Source organism: Bacteroides cellulosilyticus DSM 14838 (assembly GCF_000158035.1).
Taxonomy (GTDB): Bacteria; Bacteroidota; Bacteroidia; order Bacteroidales; family Bacteroidaceae; genus Bacteroides; species Bacteroides cellulosilyticus.
Genome location: NZ_EQ973487.1, coordinates 3,563 through 4,092 on the forward strand (window position 1 = coordinate 3,563; position 530 = coordinate 4,092).

Below are 530 nucleotides of genomic sequence, written 5' to 3' on the forward strand. Positions count from 1 at the left end.
GGGTATATACATGGTCCAAACAGCAAGACATGTCCATACACGAACAAAGAATAGTTCTTCGCATACTGGAAGCGTGCCAGGCTGAACTAAAGGGAGTAAAGCTGAAAGATTATGCAGGCACGAAACGCAAATTTGAGCATGGACTTTGGGATGTTGATGCACAAATGCATGTATCTGACGTTATTTTTTCCGGACGTGACTACAACGAAATCATAGCTGCACTCGATTCACTGGCTGGACGTTTTTTCACTTACGAAGATGATGAGGAATGGTGGAAATGTGGATTTATATCTAACCCGAAATACAAAAAGCATACCGGTATTATAACATTTCGTGTATCTAATGACCTTTGGGGCGTGTTTACCAAATTCGCAAAAGGATATAGGGAGTTTGAACTAAACAAGGCTCTTGCGCTGCCTACGGGCTATTCGCTTAGGTTTTATATGCTCATGAGTGGGCAGGTGTACCCTTTGGATATATCACTGGACAACTTAAAAGAACGACTTGGCATACCTGCGGACAAATACAAA

Annotated in this window: 1 protein-coding gene; it reads left to right on the forward strand. The window is 42.1% G+C overall.

All coding sequences use genetic code 11. The features are described 5' to 3' along the window. The coding region (locus BACCELL_RS01215) for a replication initiation protein (RefSeq protein WP_007209658.1) at positions 1-530 on the forward strand (530 nt) is incomplete at both ends.